General features: G+C 67.2%; 3 protein-coding genes and 1 riboswitch. Of the genes, 2 read left to right on the forward strand and 1 reads right to left on the reverse strand.

Annotated features, from left to right (window positions below; genetic code table 11):
- The first annotated feature begins 397 nt into the window (after positions 1 to 397).
- Together G5C60_RS50060 and G5C60_RS50065 are read left to right on the forward strand one after the other, a co-directional pair.
- Positions 398 to 1,000: a hypothetical protein gene (locus G5C60_RS50060; RefSeq protein ID WP_165270883.1), complete on the forward strand. Its 603-nt coding sequence runs from the start codon at positions 398 to 400 to the stop codon at positions 998 to 1,000.
- Between the two features lie 111 nt (positions 1,001 to 1,111).
- Positions 1,112 to 1,840, forward strand: a complete 729-nt coding sequence (locus tag G5C60_RS50065) for a hypothetical protein (RefSeq protein ID WP_165270885.1) — start codon at positions 1,112 to 1,114, stop codon at positions 1,838 to 1,840.
- A gap of 90 nt (positions 1,841 to 1,930) precedes the next feature.
- On the opposite strand, the gene G5C60_RS50070 is transcribed toward G5C60_RS50065, so the two are convergent.
- The gene (locus tag G5C60_RS50070) at positions 1,931 to 2,710 is read right to left on the reverse strand and encodes a LysM peptidoglycan-binding domain-containing protein (protein WP_165270887.1); all 780 of its coding nucleotides are present in this window, start codon (positions 2,708 to 2,710) and stop codon (positions 1,931 to 1,933) included.
- A gap of 2 nt (positions 2,711 to 2,712) precedes the next feature.
- Positions 2,713 to 2,871, reverse strand: a riboswitch (cyclic di-AMP (ydaO/yuaA leader).
- Positions 2,872 to 3,324: the final 453 nt, after the last annotated feature.

Genomic DNA, 3,324 nt, shown 5'->3' on the forward strand with positions numbered 1-3,324 from the left:
GCGGGGAACGGCGGGGAGGGACGTGGGTGATCTTCCAGGTGGGAGGGTGCACCGCGACTGCGCCTTCGAGTCGTCTGTGACGGTGAGTGTTCACGTTTGTTGACAGCGTGAGGGGCGGTACTTCAGGATCTGGTGATCGCGTTTCCGCTTCGAGCGGGTCCGCGCACGGGGAACGTCGTCTGCCCGACGAGCAATTGGGCTTTTCCTGGTGCAACTCCGGTGGCTTGAGCGCCCCGTGGAGCACCGGCATCGAATTCGGCACCTCGACCGCGTAGCGCTGTGTGACTGCGCCATTCGGCGGCTGTGCCGTTCTGCGGCTGTGCCGCTGTGGTGCCGTGCCGCTGTGGCGCTTGCGCGAGTGCATCCCCCCACTCACAACCCTCACAAGGAGTTCGTCTTGCTGCACCAGGTAACCGCCCTGCGCGTCGCCGCGCCCGTCGCCGTTCTCGCGCTCACCCTGACCGCGTGCGGCGGCGGAGAGGACAAGGCCGACGCGAAGAAGCCCGCCGGCAAGGCGAAGGCGGCGGCAACTCCGGCCGAGGCGGCCTCCGGTGGCGAGCTGGCCACGGGTGAGAGCGCCGAGGGCAAGGTCGAGGAAGAGGCCGGCAAGGTCACGTACGACATCACCGCGCAGAAGGTCGATGTCGGCACCGAGGCCGAGGCCCAGAAGCTGGTGCAGGACAAGGCGGAGGCCAAGGGCCTGGTGCTCGCGGTCGCTCACATGAAGTTCACGCACAAGTCGGGCCCGGCCCTGACGTCCGACTCCGACGCGGGCGAGGGCACCACCATCTGGGCGGACGGAAAGAGGGGCGCCCTGCTCATCGGCGCCTCCGACGACGCGCCCGGCTGCGAGGACCCGTACGACGTCGAGAGCTGGAAGCAGGGCGAGAGCCACACGTTCTGCGAGTCGTACCTGATCCCCGCGAACGCGAAGGAGATGGAGGTCCACTGGTCGGAGGAGGACGGGGAGCCGTACATCTGGAAGTTCCCTGGCCAGTAGGGCAGTTGGCGGGGTGTGGCGTGGCGGCCGAGGGCTTCGTAGCGGCCACAGACTTCACTGCCGTGCGGTGGTCGCCGCCCATGCCGTGATCTTCCATCGAAAGGATGAGGTATGAAGAGATCCGCTGCCGTGACTGCCGGCGCCCTCTCCATCGCCGTACTCACCGGCCTCACCGCCTGCGGAAGCGGCGACTCGGAGACGGACGCGGCGGCCGACAAGCCCAAACCCGAGGCCACGGCTTCCCGGGCGAAGGAAGTGAGCCCGGCCGAGCGCCTGGCGAAGCTCGTGATCACCCCGGCGGACGTCGGCGGCCACAACGTCGAGGAACTCGAAGAGGAGTTCATCTTCGCCAAGTCCCAGGACGAGGTCACCCTCGACAAGAAGGTGTGCGCCCCACTGGCGTACGCGATGAACCAACTTCCCGTCGGCGAGCCGCAGGCCGACCTCACGCGAGTGGCCTCGAAGGACGCCAACGGCTCCACGTACGTCACGCTCAACGCCTACGAGGACGACGGTAAGGCGGAGTCGGCCATGGCCGGCCTCTCCAAGGCGGTGGACTCCTGTGGCACCGGCTTCACCGTCGAGGCGAACGGCAACACGAGCCCGTACGACTCGGTCACCGCCGAGAAGGCGGACCCGGCGGGCGACGAGTCCGTGGCCTTCAAGTCGACGATGACGTTCAGGGGCGTCAGCCACACGGTCCACACGGCAGCCGTACGCAGCGACGACGTCATCGCCGTGTACTTCGCGGTGGACGGCAGGGCCATCGCGGAGTCCAGGCCCAGCGACACCAAGGTCTCACCCGACGTGGCCAAGGCGCAGAACGCGAAGCTTGGTTGAGTTGATGGGTGCGCGCCGGCCCCGGGTACCTGGTCACCTGGTACCCGGGGCCGCTGCTTCGCTCAGTCCCGATCCCGATCCGGATTCCGATCAGTAAGGGCCGTTGACGTTGTCGATCGAGCCGTACCTGTCGGCGGCGTAGTTGCAGGCCGCCGCGATGTTCGCGACGGGGTCGAAGGGGTCCGTCGCCGTACCCGGCACGTGGTAGGCGTTGAAGGTCGGATCGATGGTCTGCAGGAGGCCCTTGGACGGCGTCCCGGCCGCGGCGTTGGAGTCCCAGTTGTTGATGGCCTGCGGGTTGCCCGCCGACTCGCGCATGATGTTGCGGTAGATGCCGTCGTACGAACCCGGAATCCCGTTCTGGGCCATGATGTCGAGCGCCTGCTTGATCCAGCCGTCGAGGTCGTTCGTGTACGTCTGCGCAGGGGCGGGAGTGGGCGCGGGCGCCTCGGACTTGACGGGCTCGGAGGCAACCGTGTCCGTCTTCAGATTGTTTGCTGATGTTTGGGCGTTTTTCGTGCCCACCGTCAGCGTGAGGCCCGGGTGAATCAGCGACGGGTCATCGCCGACGACCGCGCGGTTGGCCTTGTACAGGTCCTTCCAGCCGCCGCTCACGGAGTGCTTTCTCGCGATCTTGGACAGGGTGTCGCCCGAGACCACCTTGTACGTGACGAGCTCGACCTGCGGGACTGCGGTCGGCGCCGCCTGCGCGACCTGTGCGGCCTGTGTGGACTGCGTCGGCTGGGCGGCGTGGGCGCCGGTCGCCCCCACGATCGGGAGCGCGAGCGCGGCTCCACCCGTTCCCGCGGCGACGATGCCGCGGGTGACGGGGCGGGCTTTCGGACGACGGTGCTTACCTCGTGCGGCCATGGCGAATTCCTCTCCGGCGCCTGCGAGGTGAGCTGTCGGGTTCGGGCGGGAGATGCCCGGCCGCACACTGAATGCGACTTCACCCCAAGCCGTTCCGCTGTCGGACCGGCGACTTACCTGGGTCCCCCGCTCCTGCCGTAACGCGTAGACGGGTGGGTTCCGGGGCGGCGGCAGGATTCGGCGATCCGCCCGGATCGACGAGAACGTATGCGAGAGCACACACCCGAAACAAGGCCCGAAATGCCGGTGCGCCCCTTATGAACTCGTCGAAACGACGGGCAAATCGCCCGATTACTCCGGAACGCAACCCTCAACTTACGTTCTGCAAAGCAGAAGTTGCCGAGACGCACCCTCAACACCCAATCCACCCGAACGTGACCCATTTCACGCGATCAAGCACCATCAAGCCTGAACAAAGCGGCAATATAGGCAACTCGGGCATTGTGCTCAGCGAGAGCCGACCCGCGCTGGGGTCGAAGCGGAGGCCGGAATGCCGGCGTTCGGGAAGCCGCCAGGAGCTGAGCTGCTGTCGGAGACGGCTTGTACTCTGCACTCATTCGACGATCGGACGATCACGAACACGGGCATGCGGGCACGGGGCGGGCGTCCAGGGG

The organism is Streptomyces scabichelini, from assembly GCF_011045015.1.
GTDB classification, from domain to species: Bacteria; Actinomycetota; Actinomycetes; order Streptomycetales; family Streptomycetaceae; genus Streptomyces; species Streptomyces scabichelini.